This window comes from Cupriavidus sp. WGlv3 (assembly GCF_023952475.1).
Lineage (GTDB): Bacteria > Pseudomonadota > Gammaproteobacteria > Burkholderiales > Burkholderiaceae > Cupriavidus > Cupriavidus phytorum.
The window spans coordinates 430,553-446,761 of the sequence record NZ_JALHRX010000001.1 but is presented as its reverse complement, the minus strand read 5'-3'; the positions used below and the strand labels follow the sequence as shown (position 1 = coordinate 446,761).

14 protein-coding genes are annotated in these 16,209 nt (G+C 68.6%); 5 read left to right on the top strand and 9 right to left on the bottom strand.

Features of this window, described 5'->3' with window-relative positions; genetic code table 11:
• Positions 1–59 precede the first annotated feature (59 nt).
• Complete coding sequence (gene purD, locus MKD38_RS02125) at positions 60–1,328, bottom strand: phosphoribosylamine--glycine ligase (protein ID WP_252674434.1); 1,269 nt, start codon at positions 1,326–1,328, stop codon at positions 60–62.
• Between the two features lie 89 nt (positions 1,329–1,417).
• A complete protein-coding gene (locus MKD38_RS02120) occupies positions 1,418–2,143 on the bottom strand; it encodes a YebC/PmpR family DNA-binding transcriptional regulator (protein WP_252674433.1) in 726 nt (241 codons plus the stop codon).
• A gap of 208 nt (positions 2,144–2,351) precedes the next feature.
• Here MKD38_RS02120 and MKD38_RS02115 point away from each other — a divergent pair, with 208 nt between their 5' ends.
• Positions 2,352–3,860, top strand: a complete 1,509-nt coding sequence (locus MKD38_RS02115) for a helicase HerA-like C-terminal domain-containing protein (protein ID WP_252674432.1) — start codon at positions 2,352–2,354, stop codon at positions 3,858–3,860.
• Positions 3,861–3,929: 69 nt separating this feature from the next.
• On the opposite strand, the gene MKD38_RS02110 is transcribed toward MKD38_RS02115, so the two are convergent.
• The 6 genes from MKD38_RS02110 to MKD38_RS02085 form a co-directional block, all read right to left on the bottom strand.
• The gene (locus MKD38_RS02110; protein ID WP_252674431.1) at positions 3,930–4,094 is read right to left on the bottom strand and encodes a DUF3149 domain-containing protein; all 165 of its coding nucleotides are present in this window, start codon (positions 4,092–4,094) and stop codon (positions 3,930–3,932) included.
• Positions 4,095–4,220: 126 nt separating this feature from the next.
• Positions 4,221–4,871 carry a uracil phosphoribosyltransferase gene (upp, locus tag MKD38_RS02105; RefSeq protein WP_012352165.1) on the bottom strand — a complete coding sequence of 217 codons (651 nt, stop codon included), beginning with the start codon at positions 4,869–4,871 and terminating at the stop codon, positions 4,221–4,223.
• A 161-nt stretch (positions 4,872–5,032) separates the two neighbouring features.
• Positions 5,033–6,433 carry an MFS transporter gene (locus tag MKD38_RS02100; protein WP_252674430.1) on the bottom strand — a complete coding sequence of 467 codons (1,401 nt, stop codon included), beginning with the start codon at positions 6,431–6,433 and terminating at the stop codon, positions 5,033–5,035.
• Positions 6,434–6,997: 564 nt separating this feature from the next.
• Entirely contained in the window at positions 6,998–9,949 is a 2,952-nt protein-coding gene (locus MKD38_RS02095; protein WP_252674429.1) for a c-type cytochrome, read from the bottom strand.
• A complete protein-coding gene (locus tag MKD38_RS02090; RefSeq protein ID WP_115679747.1) occupies positions 9,946–10,443 on the bottom strand; it encodes a (2Fe-2S)-binding protein in 498 nt (165 codons plus the stop codon). The genes MKD38_RS02095 and MKD38_RS02090 overlap by 4 nt, the downstream gene beginning before the upstream one ends.
• 88 nt (positions 10,444–10,531) lie before the next feature.
• On the bottom strand, positions 10,532–11,692 hold the full coding sequence (locus MKD38_RS02085) for an FAD-dependent monooxygenase (protein WP_252674428.1): 1,161 nt from the start codon (positions 11,690–11,692) through the stop codon (positions 10,532–10,534).
• 376 nt (positions 11,693–12,068) lie between these two features.
• On the opposite strand from MKD38_RS02085, the gene MKD38_RS02080 reads away from it, so the two are divergent.
• The 4 genes from MKD38_RS02080 to MKD38_RS02065 are packed head-to-tail and all read left to right on the top strand — an operon-like array spanning position 12,069 to position 15,408.
• Entirely contained in the window at positions 12,069–12,821 is a 753-nt protein-coding gene (locus MKD38_RS02080) for a maleate cis-trans isomerase family protein (protein WP_371925611.1), read from the top strand.
• 11 nt (positions 12,822–12,832) lie between these two features.
• Complete coding sequence (locus tag MKD38_RS02075) at positions 12,833–13,663, top strand: alpha/beta fold hydrolase (protein WP_252674427.1); 831 nt, start codon at positions 12,833–12,835, stop codon at positions 13,661–13,663.
• A 28-nt stretch (positions 13,664–13,691) separates the two neighbouring features.
• Complete coding sequence (locus tag MKD38_RS02070; RefSeq protein ID WP_252674426.1) at positions 13,692–14,780, top strand: 2,5-dihydroxypyridine 5,6-dioxygenase NicX family protein; 1,089 nt, start codon at positions 13,692–13,694, stop codon at positions 14,778–14,780.
• Complete coding sequence (locus MKD38_RS02065; RefSeq protein ID WP_252674425.1) at positions 14,773–15,408, top strand: N-carbamoylsarcosine amidohydrolase; 636 nt, start codon at positions 14,773–14,775, stop codon at positions 15,406–15,408. Before MKD38_RS02070 ends, MKD38_RS02065 begins: the two co-directional genes overlap by 8 nt.
• Before the next feature lie 27 nt (positions 15,409–15,435).
• Here MKD38_RS02065 and MKD38_RS02060 read toward each other — a convergent pair whose 3' ends face one another.
• Positions 15,436–16,191, bottom strand: a complete 756-nt coding sequence (locus tag MKD38_RS02060; protein WP_252674424.1) for a TetR/AcrR family transcriptional regulator — start codon at positions 16,189–16,191, stop codon at positions 15,436–15,438.
• Positions 16,192–16,209: the final 18 nt, after the last annotated feature.

Here is a 16,209-nt window from a genome sequence, read left to right as displayed (position 1 = left end):
ATTGTCACGATTGTACCGGCTGGGCGGCCTGTTAGTCGCCAGGGGCCGCCGGCGGCCGGTCAGCGCTTGATGGCGCGGTAGCCGATGTCGGTCCGGTATTGCATGCCGTCGAAGCGGATCTGCTCGACCGCGGCATAGGCGGCGCGCTGCGCGGCCTTGACGGTGTCGGCCAGGCCGACCACGCACAGCACGCGCCCGCCCGAGGTCAGCAAGGTGCCGTCCTTGAGCGTGGTGCCGGCGTGGAAGGTCACGCTGTCGTCGGTTTCGGCCGGGATGCCGGTGATGGCATCGCCCTTGCGCGGGCTGTCCGGGTAGTTGTAGGCGGCCATCACCACGCCCAGCGCGGTGCGGCGGTCCCAGTCCAGCTCGATGCTGTCGAGCTTGCCGGAGACGGCGGCCTCCATCACGTCGACCAGGTCGGTCTTCAGGCGCGCCAGGATCGGCTGGGTTTCCGGATCGCCCATGCGGCAGTTGAATTCCAGCGTCTTGGGGTTGCCGTCCTTGTCGATCATCAGGCCGGCGTAAAGGAAGCCGGTGTACGGGATGCCATCCTTTTCCATGCCGCGCACCGTCGGCAGGATGATCTCGCGCAGCGCGCGCGCGTGCAGCGCGGGCGTGACCACCGGCGCCGGCGAGTACGCGCCCATGCCGCCGGTGTTGGGGCCGGCGTCGGCGTCGAGCAGGCGCTTGTGGTCCTGGCTGGTGGCCAGCGCCAGCACGTTCTTGCCGTCGACCAGCACGATGAAGCTGGCTTCCTCGCCCTCCAGGAACTCTTCGATCACCACGCGCGCGCCGGCGTCGCCCAGCTTGTTGCCGTCGAGCATCATGTCGACCGCCTGGTGCGCCTCCTCCAGCGTCATCGCCACCACCACGCCCTTGCCCGCGGCCAGGCCGTCGGCCTTGATCACGATCGGCGCGCCCTGCGCGTCGATGTAGGCATGCGCCTGGGTGGCGTCGGCGAAGGTCTGGTAGGCGGCGGTAGGAATGCCGTGGCGCTGCATGAAGGCCTTGGCGAAATCCTTGGACGATTCCAGCTGCGCCGCGGCCTGGGTGGGCCCGAAGATGCGCAGCCCCTTGGCGCGGAAGATATCGACAATGCCCGCTGCCAGCGGGGCCTCGGGGCCGACCACGGTAAAGGCCACGCCTTCCCGCTCGGCAAAGGCCGCGATGACCTCAGGATCGGTCAGCGGAACATTCTGCAGGCGCTTGTCGAGCGCGGTTCCGCCGTTGCCCGGCGCGACGTACACCACCTGCACCTTGGGCGACTGGGCCAATTTCCAGGCCAGCGCGTGTTCACGTCCACCCGAGCCGACAACCAATACTTTCATGATCCACTGCCAGAAAAGAAACGCATGCAAAAAGGCGGCAGCTGGGTCTTGAAAGCCGGGCTGCCGCCGTTGGGGAGCTTGTTACCGTTTTAGTCTTCGATCACCGCGTTGGTGAAGACTTCCTGCACGTCGTCCAGGTTTTCCAGGGCGTCGAGCAGTTTCTGCATCCTGGCCGCGTCGTCGCCGCTGAAGCTGACTTCGTTCTGCGGCTTCATCACCACGTCGGCAACTTCGGCCTTGAAGCCGGCGGCTTCCAGCGCGGCCTTGACCGCCGAAAAATCGTTGGGCGGGCAGGTGACTTCGATCGAGCCGTCGTCGTTGGTGACGATATCGTCGGCGCCGGCTTCCAGCGCGGCGTCCATCAGCTTGTCTTCCGGCGTGCCGGGGGCGAACAGGAACTGGCCGCAGTGGGTGAACATGAACGCCACCGAACCCTCGGTGCCCATGTTGCCGCCGTGCTTGGAAAACGCATGGCGCACTTCGGCCACGGTGCGGGTGCGGTTGTCGGTGAGGCAGTCGACGATGATCGCCGCGCCGCTCAGGCCGTAGCCTTCATAGCGGATTTCCTCGTAGTTCACGCCTTCCAGGCCACCCACGCCGCGCTGGATCGCGCGCTGGATGTTGTCCTTGGGCATGTTGGCGTCCATCGCCTTGTCCATGGACAGGCGCAGGCGCGGGTTGGAGTCGGGATCACCGCCGCCGAGCTTGGCGGCGACGGTGATTTCCTTGATCAGGCGGGTCCAGATCTTGCCGCGCTTGGCGTCGGCGGCGGCTTTCTTGTGTTTGATATTGGCCCATTTCGAGTGACCGGCCATGATTCTCTCCGAAGCGGAATGCGGTGATCTGCGGTGATGTTGTGCGGGGTCGCCAGGCGCGCCGCGGCTGCATCGGCAAGGCCGGCGGGCGGCGCGCGCCAGGTGACGGATATGCCTGGCGGCTGGCTATAATCAGCCCAGGATTTTATCACGCGGACCTGCCTGCGCCGCCCAGACCTAACCGACCCTCACGGAATCCAGGAACATCATGGCCGACCCCATCCTCATCGCCAAGAATGCCGAACATGAACTGGTGCTGCTGCCGCAGATGGGCAACCGGCACGGGCTGATCACCGGCGCCACCGGCACCGGCAAGACCGTCACGCTGCAGACGCTGGCGCAGGGGTTCTCGCGCCTGGGGGTGCCGGTGTTCATGGCGGATGTCAAAGGTGACCTGACCGGCATTTCGCAGCCGGGCCAGCCGTCGGGCAAGCTCAAGCAGCGGCTCGCCGACTTGAACCTGCCCGAGCCGGTCTGGGGCGGCTGCCCCACCACGCTATGGGACGTGTTCGGCGCGAAGGGTCACCCGGTGCGCGCCACGGTCTCGCACATGGGGCCGCTGCTGCTGTCGCGCATGCTGGAGCTGAACGATACGCAGCAGGGCGTGCTGAACCTGGTGTTCCGCATTGCCGACGCCAACGGCCTGCTGCTGCTCGACGCCAAGGACCTGCGCGCGATGCTGCAGTACGTCGGCGACAACGCCAGCCAGTTCACCACCGAATACGGCAATATCTCGGCCGCTTCGGTCGGCGCTATCCAGCGCGGGCTGATCGCGCTGGAATCGCAGGGCGGCGACGTGTTTTTCGGCGAGCCCATGCTGAACCTGGAAGACTTTATCCAGACCGACAAGGGCCAGGGCGTGGTCAATATCCTGGCCGCCGACAAGCTGATGAACTCGCCGCGGCTGTACGCGACCTTCCTGTTGTGGATGCTGTCCGAACTGTTCGAGAAGCTGCCCGAGGCCGGCGACCTGGACCAGCCCAAGCTGGTGTTCTTCTTCGACGAGGCCCACCTGCTGTTCAACGACGCGCCCAAGGCGCTGCTCGACAAGATCGAGCAGGTGGTGCGCCTGGTGCGCTCCAAGGGCGTGGGCGTGTACTTCGTCACGCAGAACCCGGTCGATATCCCGGATACGGTGCTGGGGCAGCTGGGCAACCGCGTGCAGCATGCGCTGCGCGCCTTCACCCCGCGCGACCAGAAGGCGGTCAAGGTGGCGGCCACCACCATGCGCGCCAACCCGAAGCTGGACCTGGAAACCGCCATCGGCGAACTCGGCGTGGGCGAGGCGCTGGTGTCGTTCCTCGACGCCAAGGGCACGCCGTGCGTGACCGAGCGCGCCTGGGTGCTGGCGCCGGGCAGCCGCATCGGCCCCGCGACCGAGGACGAGCGCAAGCAACTGATCGCCAACTCGCTGGTGGCCGGCACTTATGAGAAGGCCGTCGACCGCGAATCCGCCTATGAAAAGCTGCGCGGCAGCGTGCCGACGGTGGCCAATGGCGGCGCGCCGGGCGGGCAGCAGGCGGGTGAACAGGACAGCGGCTGGCTGGGCACCGCTGGCGATATCTTCGGCACGCTGACCAAGGGCACCGGCAAGAGCGGCCGCGGCGATTCGATCCTGGAATCGATGGCCAAGTCGGCGGCGCGCACGGTGGGCTCGCAGGTCGGGCGCGAGCTGATCCGCGGCGTGCTGGGGAGTTTGCTGGGGAAGAAGAAGTAAGAGCGCTCTGCCGGTTTGCTTCCCTCGCCCGCAAGCGGGAGAGGGAGTGCACCAGCGGTGGTTCGGGCGTCAGCGCCGCTGCGCCGCGTCGCGCGCCTTCGCCGCTTCAGCATCCTCGCGCATCTTGCGCGCGAACAGGCGGGCGAAGAACCAGCCCATGCCGATGATGAAGACGATCACGCCCAGGCTCATCAGCCCGGTGCTGGTACTGAACAGGATCTTGAAGGCTTCCATGCGTGGCTCCCTGTATGTGTGGACGCTGGACGCGGCGAGGTCTCGCCGGCTTGCCGCCAGTGTAGGGAGCCGCTGCAGGCGGGCTATTGAGGCCGGTCAAGCGCCGGCCAGCCCGCGTCCGTGCCGTCAGTTCTTGGTGCCGAACAGCCGGTCGCCCGCATCGCCCAGCCCGGGCACGATATAGGCATCGGCATCCAGGTGGCTATCGAGCGAGGCGACAAACAGCTTTACGCCCGGATGCGCCTTCTGGAACACTTCAACGCCCTCGGGGGCGGCCACCAGCGCGACGAAGGTGATGGCCTCGTCCTTGACGCCGCGGCGCTTGAGCACTTCCACCGCGTGCGCGGCCGAATAGCCCGTGGCGACCATCGGATCGCACAGGATGAAGCTGCGGTCTTCCAGCGCCGGCAGGCGCACCAGGTATTCCACCGGGCGGTGCTGCTCGTCGCGGTACACGCCGATATGGCCGATGCGCGCCGACGGAATCAGCTCGACCAGCCCATCGCTCATGCCCACGCCCGCGCGCAGCACCGGCACGATGGTCAGCTTCTTGCCGGCGATCACCGGCGCGTCCAGCTCGACCAGCGGGGTTTCGATGCGGCGCGTGGTCAGCGGCAGGTTGCGGGTGATCTCGTAGCCCATCAGCAGCGTGATCTCGCGCAGCAGCTCGCGGAACGTGCGCGTCGACGTTTCCTTGTCGCGCATGTGCGAGAGCTTGTGCTGGATCAGCGGGTGGTCGAGGATGAAGAGGTTGGGAAAGCGCGGGTCTTGTTTCATGGCTGGCGGCGAGGGCTCGGCGGGATGGCGAGTGAAGCGGGCGCGCGAGGCCGGTTGGGGCTCGCGCGCCGCGCCGTTGCAGCCGGATTGTAATGGAAGCGGGCCGCCGCACCCGGCAGGCGCGTGACCGCGGCCCCGCTGCTACCCCGTGGCGCCTTCGTCTAGTCGAGCGCGCGGTCCTTCGACTCGATATCGACCAGGAAGATCGCCAGCGCCGCCACGGCCAGGAACGAGGACAGCAGCGCCAGTGCCAGCGTGAACTGGCTGGCCATGATGGGCGCGATGATCGAAGGCGCGAACAGCCCGCCGAAACGCGCCATCGCCCCCGCAGTGCCCATGCCGCTGGCGCGCAGGTCGGTCGGATACACCTCCGGCGTGAAGGCGTACAGCGCGCCCCAGGTGCCGAGCAGCGAGAAGCTCATCAGCAGGGTCGAGCCGATCACCAGCGCCGGGGACTGGCCCAGGCTGTACAGCATGCAGCCGGCCGCGCTCAGCAGCAGGAAGCCGATCAGGGTGGGCTTGCGGCCCCAGCGCTCGACCCCGTGCGCAGCCAGCGCGAAGCCCGGCAGTTGCACCAGCGCCAGCACGATCAGGAACACCTGGCCGCGCATGAAGCCGAAGCCCTGGCCCGCCAGCTTCACCGGCAGGTAGACGAAGACCCCGTAGTAGGCGATCGAGATCAGCATCCACGCGGCCAGCAGGCAGACGGTGCGGCGCCGGCAACCGGCGGCGAACAGCGCAAACACCGATTTGCGCTCCATCTTCTGCGGCTGCAGCGCGCCGATCTCCACCGCCACGCGGTTGGCCGCGGCCACCCGCTGCAGCACCGCGCGGGCCTCGTCCGAGCGCCCCGATTTATTGAGGTAGAGCGGCGACTCGGGCACGAAGAAGCGGAACACCACGCCGACCAGCGCCGGGATGCCGGTCACCAGGAAGATCAGCCGCCAGGCATCGTCGCCGCGCGACACCGCGATCAGCGCCAGGATCGCCAGCAGGATGGTGCCGACCGCCCAGAACGACTCCAGCAGTACCAGCCAGCGCCCGCGCCGGTCCGACGGCAGGAATTCGGCCATCATGGTGTAGTCGACCGGCAGGGTGCCGCCGACGCCGATGCCGGTCAGGAAACGCAGCAGCAGCAGCCACTGGAAGTCCGGCGCGAAGGCCGAGGCGACGCCGCAGATGGCGTCGATGACCACCGCCATCATCAGCACCGGGCGGCGGCCGATGCGGTCGGCCAGACGGCCGAACACGAACGCGCCGATCAGCATGCCGACGAAGAACATGGTGCCGGTCTGCAGCGCCGTCGGCACCGGAATGCCGAAGGTGGCCGCAATCGACGGCGCGGTGAAGCCGATCGACAGCACCTGCATCGCGTCGGCGAGCCACACCAGGCCGAATATGACGAACAGCCGATACTGGAAGCGGCCGACGCCGGCCGCGCGGATGCCTTGCTCGATCGTGATCGGTTGCGACGACGCTGCGCGCGCGCTGGGCTGCGGGGCCGAGCCTAGCGTGGCGTCCGGGATGGTCGTGGTGGCCATGGATGAAATGGATGACGACATGTTTGTCTACCTGTCTCGTTATAGGCTGATTCTGGAACTCGGAAGCACGCGCGGGGCGAAGCAGGCTGGCACGTGATGCCATCTGCTGCGGAATGCGTCGGGGGCGATGGCTTCCACCTGGCGAGGCTAGAACTAACCCGGTAGCACGCCTGCAACAGCTTCCTGGTACTGATACGACATAGTCACTCCTGGTTGTCTACCCTTGGTTTGGTCAGGCCCGCCCGGTGTCCCGGTGCGCCGGTGGTCTGGCGGAACCATGCAAGCCCCGCGCCAGCGTGTCCGGTGATGTATCGGGCCGGTTTTATGGTTTTGTGTTCTTGTCCGCCGCTTCCGGCGCGCCGTCCTTGTGCGGGGAGGCACCGCTGCGTGCGCGCTGGCACTCATGTAGTGCGCACTACATGATCGTTCAGCGTAAGCTACATGAAACTGGCGGGCAAGGCCGAATTGCGTTTCTCTCCTCGGGGTTTTCCCGCGCGCCGGCCGGCTGGCGCAGGCTCGGTCACGCCCACGCGCCCGGCGCCGCTGCGCAAGGCCCGCCAGCGTGGTGCACGTTGCTCCGGCGATTCAGTGGGCAGGCGCCGCGCGCAGCCGCGCGACGGTGTTCTCCAGGTCCTGCCATGCGGGTTTGTCGGGCGCAAAGCGCGCGCGCAGGTACTGCGCCAGTTGCGCGATCTGCTGGTCGTCGAGCGTGTCGGCATAGCCCGGCATCGCGCCCAGTTCGCTGTTGGGCGGTGCCGGCATGCCGCGTAGCAGCACCTGGATCACGTTGTCCGGCAGCTTGCTGTGCAGGTTGGTATTGAGCGCCAGCGACGGCTTCACGCCGAACTGCGCGATGCCCTGGTCCGACTGGTGGCAGACCGCGCAGGCGCTCTGGTACAGGCGTTCGGCGGGACCGCCCAGCGTGCGCGCGGCCTGCTGGCTGCGCTGTTCGACCTGCGCCGCCTGCGCCGCCAGCACCGACGGTGCCGGTGCGGGCGCCCCGAACGAGGCCACGTAATGCGCGATCGCGCGCACGTCGTCCTCGGGCAGTTGCGCGAGCTCTTCCACCACCGGCGCCATCGGTCCCGCGGCGGCGCCATGGTGCGGCGCATAGCCGCCGCGCAGGTAGGTGAACAGCGCGGCCTCGGTCCACGGCACCGGGGCTTGCGACAGCGCGGTCAGCGCCGGCGCTTCCCAGCCTTCGGCGCTGCCGCCGGTCAGGTAGCGGCGCCCGCCTTGCTCGGCGCCGAGCGCGTTGCGCGGCGAATGGCAGGCACTGCAGTGGCCCAGCCCCTCGGCCAGGTACGCGCCGCGATTCCATTGCGCCGAGCGCGACGGGTCCGGCGTAAAGCGTTCATTGCGATGGAACAGCAGGTTCCAGCCGGCCAGCAGCGGCCGCAGGTTGAACGGAAAGGCGAGCTGCGTCTGCGGCACGGCGGATGTCACCGGCTCGGCCGACATCAGATAGCCGTACAGTGCCTGCATGTCGCCATCGCTGATCTTGGCGAAGGCCGTGTACGGGAAGGCCGGATACAGGCGCCGGCCGTCGCGGTGGATGCCTTCGCGCATGGCGCGCTCGAAAGCGGCGAACGACCAGTTGCCGATGCCGGTCTGCGCATCCGGCGTGATGTTGGTGCTGTAGACCGTGCCGAAGGGCGTTTCCAGCGGCAGGCCGCCCGCGTTCTTCGCGCCCCCCGGCGCGGTATGGCAGACCGCGCAGTCGCCGGCAGCGGCCACCAGCCGGCCGCGCTCGAGCGTGGCGGTGGAATAGAAGCCGGGCTCGGGCGGCGCTACCGGTGCGATCGGTGCGCGCCAGGGCAACAGCGTGGCGCACACCCCGGCCGCGGCGGCGGCCGCCGCTGCGATCCAGCCGCGCTTCTTGCGTTGGTTGCCGGGATTGGACTCGGCCAGTGCCAGGCGGATGCGTTCGGCGCTGAACGGTGGCTTGCGCAGGCGCACGCCGGTGGCATCGAAGATGGCATTGGCGACGGCGGCGGCCGCCGGCATCGAGTCCGTGGGACCGGCAGCCAGTGCATCGTGCGTGGCCAGCGTGCCGGCCAGCCGCACTTCCGGCAGCGCCTGTGCCGGCATGGTCGGCAAGCTTTCGCGGGCAACACGCGTGTCGGCCGGCCAGGTGTCGAACGCCGTCGTGGCGGCGGTCAGCTGCAGCGCGGTTGCGGCCACGTCCCGCTCGATCGAGCGCGGCATCGAGCGCGTTATCGCGGCGGCTTGCGGTGGCGGCAGCGATTCGCTGTCGTGGCCGACCGTGACGCGCGTGACCGCCAGCTCGCCGGTGCTGCCGTCGACCTCGACTTCCGCGACCCACGCCGACCAGCTCTGGCCGGCGTCATGGTCGATGGTGTGGGCGTAGGCAAAGCCGCGACCGCGCCGCACATTGCCCGCGGCCGAGCTGGCGCGTGGCGCGGCGGCATTGGCGTCCAGGTGCCAGCCGGCGCGCTCGGCCACCTGCCGCACCAGCGCGGCACCGCGCGGGTCGTCCAGATGCGCGAGGCGCAGCGCCACCGGGTCGGCGTCGCTGGCGGCGGCAAGCTCGTCCAGATGGGATTCGCGCGCGAACACCTGCGCGCGCGCTGCCGTCAGCGGCGCGGCTGCGAATGCAGCCGGGTCGCCGGACACGGCGAGTTCGACATGCGGGATGCGATACGGCGGCAGCGCAGCGTCGCCGCCATGGCCCGCATCGATGCTGTCCGTCACCGGCGCCGGCGTATGGGTCAGCCACAGCGCCAGCGGCGACGCCGGCGCCGTGGCGCTCGCCAGCGTGGCGGCATAGGCGTCGACGGTGGCACCGGTGCGTGCGCTATCGACGCGGATATCGAGCGCGGCCTCGGCCAGGCCAACCTCGGCGGCGCGCAGCCGGCGCACCACCGGTTGGCCGGTGGCGTGGGCCAGCAGGGCCGCATCGGCGGCGGCGTGCGGCGCCAGCAGCGCGGGGTCGGCGCGGTCGTCGGGCGCTTGCCAGCAGACCAGCTGCACTTGCGTTGGCGCGATCCCCAGCAACGCAGCGAGCTCGGAGCGCAGTGCGCCGGGGCGCGTGGCGGGCAGCCATACGGTCAGCGTGCCGTCGCGCCAGTCGGCGACAACGGTGCAGCAGGCATCGTCGCGGGTGCCCGCCAGTGGCCATTGGTAGTGCTGCGTGTTGGATGCGCGGGCGTGTTCGAGCGCATCGGCGGCATCGCCGCGTTGCGCCACTGTGTGGCGCGCCGCAGGGGTGGCGTCGGCGCGCGGCGGACCAGACCAGCGCGCCCGCAGGGCCCGTGCCGCGTCGGCGGCCTGGGCGGCCGAGACCGCGGCCACGCCGGCAAAGTTATTGCGGACCACCACCGCGCGGATGCCGGGCAGCGCCAGGGCGGCGTCGCGCTCCGCGTGCAGCAGGCGCGCCGCGAGCGGCTCGCCGCCGACCCAGCGCAGGCCCGGGGGGGTCAGTACATGGGCCACGAGGCAATCGGCGGCGCCCGGCGGCAGTCCGGCGGCCAGTGCCGTGGCCGGTGCCGTCGCTTGCACGATGCCGGCGCTCACGACGCTGCCCCTTGTGCGGCCTGCCGCTGCAGCACCGCGGCCCGTCTGACCGCGCGCACGATTTCCACATGCGTGCCGCAACGGCACAGGTTGAAGCGCAAGGCTTCGCGGATCTGGGCTTCGTCGGGATCGGGGTTCTGCGCCAGCAGCGCCTTGGCGGTCATGATCATGCCGTTCAGGCAGTAGCCGCATTGCGCGGCCTGTTCTTCGATAAACGCCTGCTGCACGGGGTCCGGATGCTGTGCCGTGCCCAGGCCCTCGAGCGTGGTCACCGCGTGGCCCACCACGGCCTTGACCGGCAGCACGCACGAACGCGCGGGCAGCCCGTCCACCAGCACCGTGCAGGCGCCGCACTGGCCCAGGCCGCAACCGTACTTGGGCCCGTTGCAGCACAGGTCGTTGCGCAGGATGTAGAGCAGCGGCGTGTCAGGCGCCACGTCCAGCGTGTGCTCGGCGTGGTTGACCTGCAGGGTCAGGGGGCGGGGCGTGTTCATCGGGGGCTGGGGGCGGTTTGAACATCACGCATCGCAGCGCCGCGCCCCATTCTGGCGAGGGGCGGCGGCGGGCAGGGCGGTCAGGCGGTCAGGCGGCTTCGGACAGCGGCTTGCTCCCGGCCGACACCAGCGGCACGTTGAACACATCGTAGCCGAAACACCAGTCCGGGTTCTCGTTGCTGCGCAGCCAGGTATTGTTGTGCGAAACCAGCTGGACCTTGCCGGCGCGCTCGGCGCGGTTGGCTTCATACAGCGCGAAGGCACTGGCGTAGTCGTCGGTGCCGGCTTCGGTGAAGCAGCGCGTCAGCATGGCGGCATCCTCGATCGCCATCGCGGCGCCCTGCGCCATGTGCGGCTTCATCGGGTGGCAGGCGTCGCCCAGCAGCACCAGGCGGCCCCGGCTCCACAGCGGCAGCGGGTCACGCTCCAGCAGCGGCCACTTGGTCACTTCGACCGTGCCTTCGATCAGCGATTGCACGCCTTCGTGCCAGCCGTCGAAGGCCGCCCGCATCTCTTCGATGCTGCTCGGCACCCAGCTCTTGCTCATGTCCCATTCGGGCTCGGGCACGCCGGTGACGTAGTAGATCTCGTCGAGCTTGCTGGTGTCGAAGTAGACCATCATGTGGCGGTCATCGGTCCACCACTTGGTGCAGCGGTCGTGCTTGAAGCCCTTGACGCGCGAGATCGGAAACACCGCGCGGTGCGCGACGTAGCCGGTGTACTTGGGCGGCTCGGCGCCCAGCAGGGTCTCGCGGATGCGCGAGTTGACGCCGTCGGCGCCGATCACGATATCGGCCTCTTCGACCGTGCCGTCGGTGAAGCGCAACTGCACCACATCGCCCTGGTCGGTGACGCTTTCCAGCTTCTTGTCGAAGAACAGCGTGCCCGGGGCGACGGCGTCAGTCAGCAGCTTGTGAAAGTCACCGCGGTGCACGGTCAGGTAGCTGGCGCCGTAGTGGCGCACCGCATAGTCGCCCAGCGGGATCTGCGCGATCACCTCGCCGGTGACGCCGTCGCGGCTGTACCAGTAGTCGGGGTGGCAGCCCATGTCGTTGAGCGCGTCCTCGATGCCGATGCGCCGCATGATCTTCATCACGTTGGGCCCGACATGGATGCCCGCGCCCAGGCGCGAGAACGCCGGTGCCTGCTCATACAGCCTGACTTGGAAGCCGGCTCGCTGCAGCAGGGCGGCCGCGGCCGTTCCTCCGAGTCCGGCGCCGACAACTGCGATTCGCGGTTTGCCTTGCACGTTATTTCTCCTGGCAATGACACAAGGTCGATGGGGGCTGGCGCGGCCATGCGGCCGACCGTTGAAACGAGTGTACACACTCAAAATATCAAGGTAAAGGCGAAACTTTGCGATCCTATGGAAAACCCTGATGTCGATGTGATCTCATTGCAATGATGCGCTGCAATGGCGAAATCATGCGCAAAAACAGGGATTCATGGATTCAGTGTGCACTGAACGAGTGAATCGCTGCCGATGCAGAATGTGTTTGCCTATATAAAGTGTGTACACTACAATCGTTCGCAGCATGCAGGCCCCTAGGCCTGCTGCAGGCAGACCGACCGCGAGCGCGACCAAAGCGCAACCAAGGGCAGACAAACAGATGACGGAGTCGACAGTGCAGACAGTTTTCCGAATCGGCCAGATCGTGCCGAGCTCCAACACCACCATGGAAACCGAGATCCCGGCGATGCTGGCCGCGCGCCAGCTGGTGCGCCCGGAGCGCTTCACCTTCCACTCGAGCCGGATGCGGATGAAGAAGGTGGTCAAGGAAGAACTGGCCGCGATGGATGCGGAATCCGACCGCTGCGCGGTGGAACTGAGCGACGCCCGCGTCGACGTGCTCGGCTACGCCTGCCTGGTGGCGATCATGGCGATGGGCCACGGCTACCACCGTGTCTCCGAGCAGCGCCTGCAGGCGCATACCGCCGAGAACGGCGGCGACGCGCCGGTGATCACCAGCGCCGGTGCGCTGGTCGATGCGCTCAAGGTGATGGGCGCGAAGCGCATCGCGGTGGTGGCGCCGTACATGAAGCCGCTGACCGAACTGGTGGTGGACTACATCCGCAATGAAGGCTACGAGGTGGTCGACTACCGCGCGCTGGAGATCCCCGACAACCTGGAGGTCGGCCGCCATGACCCGGCCAGGCTGCCGGAGATCGTTGCGCAGATGAACACCGCCGATGCCGACGTGATCGTGCTGTCGGCCTGCGTGCAGATGCCGTCGCTGCCGGCGGTAGCGAAGGTCGAGGCCATGACCGGCAAGCCGGTCGTCACCGCCGCCGTTGCCACCACCTATGCGCTGCTCAAGCGCCTGGGGCTGGAGCCGGTGGTGCCGGGCGCCGGCGCGCTGCTGTCGGGCGCGTACTGAAGGAGCGGGCCATGGCAGACAGCACCTTTCTCTACGGCGCCCACGTCCACGCCAACGGCATCCGCCAGCACTACCTGCGCTATGGCGGGCAGGCGGGCGCGCGCGCGCAGCGCGATGCCGTCATCATCGTGCCGGGCATCACCAGTCCCGCGGTGACCTGGGGCTTTGTCGGCGAGCGCTTCGGCCAGCAGTTCGATACCTATGTGCTCGACGTGCGCGGCCGCGGCCTGTCGCAGTCCGGCCCGGAGCTGGACTACGGCCTCGATGCGCAGGCCGCCGACGTGGTCGCCTTTGCCGAGGCGCTGGGACTGCAGCGCTATGCCGTGGTCGGCCATTCGATGGGCGCGCGCATCGGCATCCGCGCCGCGCGCGCCAAGCCCGCGGGCCTGACGCGGCTGGTGCTGGTCGATCCGCCGGTGTCGGGTCCGGGGCGCCGCGCCTACCCGTCGCAACTGCCGTGGTACATCGATTCGATCCGGCTGGCGCAGCACGGCATCGACGCCGAAGGCATGCGCGCCTTCTGCCCGACCTGGACCGAGGACCAGCTGCGCCTGCGCGCGCAATGGCTGCATACCTGCGACGAGCGCGCGATCCTGGCCAGCTTCAACGGCTTCCACGAGGACGACATCCACGCCGACCTGCCGCAGCTCGCCGTGCCGGCGCTGCTGATGACCGCCGGCCGCGGCGACGTGATCCGCGCGGAAGACGTGCAGGAGATGCGCACGCTGCTGCCGGGCTTGCTGGTCGCGCACGTCGCCAATGCCGGGCACATGATCCCGTGGGACGACGAGGCCGGCTTCTACCGCGCCTTCGGCGATTTCCTCGGCGCGTCGCTGAATTGAACGCTGAATTGATGGATAGGGAGCGAACATGCCCGTAAGCGATTACGACCTGACGGCAGCGTGGAAGCAGGTGCTGACGCTGTCGAAGCTGCAGCGCGGACAGACCGTCACCGTGCTCACCGGCGCCGCGACGCATCCGCAGACGCTGCGCACGGCAATGGTGGCGGCGCAGTCGATGGGCGCCATCGTCAACCGGCTCGACCTGCCGCCCGTCAACGGCGAGAAGGCGCTGAGCCGCGATGCGCTGGCCTACCTGGGCACCACGCCGCTGACCGGCAATCCGGCGGCGATCGCCGCGCTGAAGGCGAGCGACCTGGTGCTGGACCTGATGACGCTGCTGTTCTCGCCCGAGCAGCACGAGATCCTGTCCGGCGGCACCAAGATCCTGCTGGCGGTGGAGCCCCCAGAGGTGCTGGCGCGGCTGGTGCCGACCGAGGCCGACCGCGCGCGCGTCAAGGCCGCCACGCAGCGGCTGGGCAAGGCGCGCGAGATGCATATCGTGTCCGATGCCGGCATGGACCTGCGCTGCCGCCTGGGCGAATTTCCCGCGATCAGCGAGTATGGCTTTGTCGACGAGCCCGGGCGCTGGGACCACTGGCCGAGCGGCTTCGTGCTGACCTGGCCCGACGAGGGCGGCACCGACGGCACCATCGTGCTGGACCGCGGCGACATCCTGCTGCCGATGAAGTCGTATCTGCAGGCGCCGATCCGCATCACGGTCGAGGCCGGCTACGTGCGCCGCATCGAAGGCGGCGTCGATGCCGAGCTGCTGGCCGACTACATGGCCTCGTTCAACGATCCGGAAGCGTATGCCATGTCGCATATCGGCTGGGGCCTGCAGCCGCGCGCGAGCTGGTCGGCGCTGGCGATGTACGACCGCGAGGCCACCATCGGCATGGATGCACGCGCCTACGAGGGCAACTTCCTGTGCTCGTTCGGCCCCAACAACGAAGCCGGCGGCAGCCGCACCACCGCCTGCCATATCGATATCCCCGTGCGTCACTGCACCGTCAGCCTCGACGGCGAGCCGGTGGTGGTGCGCGGCAAGGTGATGGACGGGCACCATGCCCCGGCCGCCTCGCTCTATCAGGCAGACAAGGACTCGCGCCATGGATGACGCAGTGCAGACTTACCAGCGCCAGGGCTTCGGCGCGGCGATGGAACTGAAGGCGCCGTACGGGCTGCTGATCATCGACTTCGTCAACGGCTTTGCCGATCCGGCGGTGTTCGGCGGCGGCAATATCCCTGAAGCCATCCGCAACACCCAGCCGCTGCTGCGCGCCGCGCGCGAGCAGGGCTGGCCGGTGGCGCACAGCCGCATCGTGTTCGCCGACGACGACAGCGACCACAACATCTTCACGCTCAAGGTGCCGGGCATGCTGACGCTGAAGGAAGACGGCCACAACAGCCAGATCGTGCCCGAGCTGGCGCCCGCGGCGGGCGAGCTGGTGGTGCGCAAGACGGTGCCGTCGGCGTTCTTCGGCACCTCGCTGGCGGCTTGGCTGACGCAGCGCGGCGTGCAGACGCTGCTGGTGGCGGGCTGCGTCACCAGCGGCTGCGTGCGCGCCAGCGTGGTCGATGCCATGTCGTTGGGGTTCCGCCCGCTGGTGGTGTCGGATTGCGTGGGCGACCGCGCACTGGGGCCGCACGAGGCCAACCTGTTCGACATGGCGCAGAAATACGCCACGGTGCTGACGCGCGACCAGGCGCTGGCGCAAATGGCAGGCGTGCGCGCCGCCGCCTGAGCCTGGCCGATGGCGCCCGTGCCGGTCTCAGCCTGCCGCCGCGCGCCTGGCGCGTGCCGCCTTGCGCGGCGCGGCGGCGGGTGGCACATGCGCCTCCGGCACGGCGCCGGGCACGGCCACCGTGCGCAGCACGGTCTGCTGGATCACATCGCGCCAGTGCGCCAGCGCGGGCGGGCTCATCATGGGCTCGCCCAGGAAGGCGCTGAGCGTATGATGGTTGGAGTTATAGAAGTAGCCGAGCGAAGCGATCACCATATACACGTCGCGCGCGCCGGCGTCCGCGCGGAACAGCCCGGCGTCCTTGCCGCGCGCAAGGATGCCGTCGAGCACCGACAGCGCATAGCTGGAGATCTCGCGCAGCCGCACCGACTTCTTTGCGTGCTTGCCCTGGCTCATGTTCTCGCTGGTCAGGATGGCGACGAACTCGGGATGGTCCAGGTAGTACTGCCAGACGAAGTCGATCAGCTGCGACAGCGCGCGCACGGGGTCGGCGGCATCGAGCTCATGCTCCAGCTGCTGCTCGGCCTGGTTGAGCTGCAGGTAGATGGTCTCCAGCACTTCGACGAACAGCTTCTCCTTGCTGCCGAAGTAGTAGTAGATCATCCGGTCGTAGGTCTTGGCCAGCGACGAGATGCGTTCGATGCGGCCGCCGTCGTAGCCGCGCTGGGCGAAGACCTTGATGGCAGCCTTGAGGATGCGCTCGCGGCTGTCCTGCGCCTGCCGGGCCCGGGTGCCGGCTGCCGCCCGCGGGGTGGCGGGCGCGGCCGGAGTCTTGGTGGTCATGGTGGGTGGTTCTGCTGG